This is a genomic window from Arthrobacter sp. JCM 19049, assembly GCF_001310435.1.
The window spans coordinates 1-1,249 of record NZ_BAXF01000572.1 but is presented as its reverse complement, the minus strand read 5'-3'; the positions used below and the strand labels follow the sequence as shown (position 1 = coordinate 1,249).

2 protein-coding genes are annotated in these 1,249 nt (G+C 66.8%); both read left to right on the top strand.

The features are described from left to right. Positions 1 to 326: 326 nt before the first annotated feature. Positions 327 to 557: an NIL domain-containing protein gene (locus JCM19049_RS22775; protein WP_054821928.1), complete on the top strand. Its 231-nt coding sequence runs from the start codon at positions 327 to 329 to the stop codon at positions 555 to 557. A gap of 47 nt (positions 558 to 604) precedes the next feature. Then, entirely contained in the window at positions 605 to 1,237 is a 633-nt protein-coding gene (locus JCM19049_RS14550) for a methionine ABC transporter permease (RefSeq protein ID WP_054821929.1), read from the top strand. Positions 1,238 to 1,249 lie beyond the last annotated feature (12 nt).

The following is a 1,249-nucleotide window of genomic DNA, read 5'->3' as shown; positions in this document are numbered from 1 at the left end:
CCAGCGCGTGGGCATCGCCCGCGCCTGGCCACCGACCCGGACGTGCTGTTGTGTGATGAGCCGACCAGCGCCCTGGACCCGAAGACCACCGATGAGATCCTGGACCTGGTCAAGGCCCTGCGTGACCGGCTGAACATCACGGTGCTGATCATCACCCACGAAATGCACGTGGTGAAGCAGGCCTGCGATTCGGTCTCCCTGCTGGAGGCCGGGCGCATCGTGGAGCACGGGGACCTGGAAAGCGTGATCAACACCCCCGGCTCCACCCTGGCGGCCACCTTGCTGCCGTTGCCCGGCGAAGCGCCGCAGCCGCCGGGCAGGGCCCGGTGCTGGACATCATCTACTCCGGGGCCCAGGCCAACGAGCCGGTGCTGTCCGGGCTGTCCCGGCACTTCGACATGGACGTCAACGTCATGGCCGGCTCGGTGGAACAGATGGGCGAGCACCAGTTCGCCCGGCTGCGCATCCAGCTGCCGGCCAGCGCCAACACCGAAGAAGTGGTGGCCTACCTCGAATCCATTGACGTCGCCGTGGCTCTGAAGGGAAGCGGAAAGTGAACGAATTTTTCAACGACCTGCTGACCAATCCGGGGATCACCAAGGCCATGTGGCCGGCGACCGTCGAAACCCTGCAGATGACCGCGATTTCCGGGATCTTCACGGTGCTGATCGGCCTGCCGCTGGGCATCTTGCTGCACACCTCCGACAAGGGCGGGCTGACCCCGGTGCGCTGGCTGAACGTGGTGCTCTCGGGCATCATCGTGAACATCACCCGGTCGATCCCGTTCGCCATCCTGATGGTGGCCCTGATCCCGTTCGCGGCACTGGTCGTCGGCCAGGCGCTGGGGCCGATCGCGGCCTCGGTGTCGCTGACCATCGGCACCGTGCCGTTCTTTGCCCGCCTGGTGGAGACCGCGCTGCGTGATGTCTCCTCCGGCAAGGTGGACGCCGCCCTGGTGATGGGCTCGACCAAGATGCAGATCATCCGCAAGGTGATGGTTCCCGAGGCCCTGCCCGGCCTGGTGGCCGCCACCACGACCACGATCGTCACGCTGATCGGCTACTCGGCGATGGCCGGCCTGGTCGGCGGCGGCGGGCTGGGCCGCCTGGCCTACAACTACGGCTTCCAGCGTTACGAGCCGACCATCATGCTGGTGACCCTGGTGATCATCCTGCTGCTGGTGCAGATCGTGCAGCTGCTGGGCGACTGGCTGGCCCGCAGGGTCGACCACCGCTAATCGGCCACAGCC

Coding starts and splice junctions, on each gene's coding strand:
- JCM19049_RS14550 (WP_054821929.1), top strand. CDS start 605: ATGTGGCCGGCGACCGTCGAAACCCTGCAGATGACCGCGATTTCCGGG.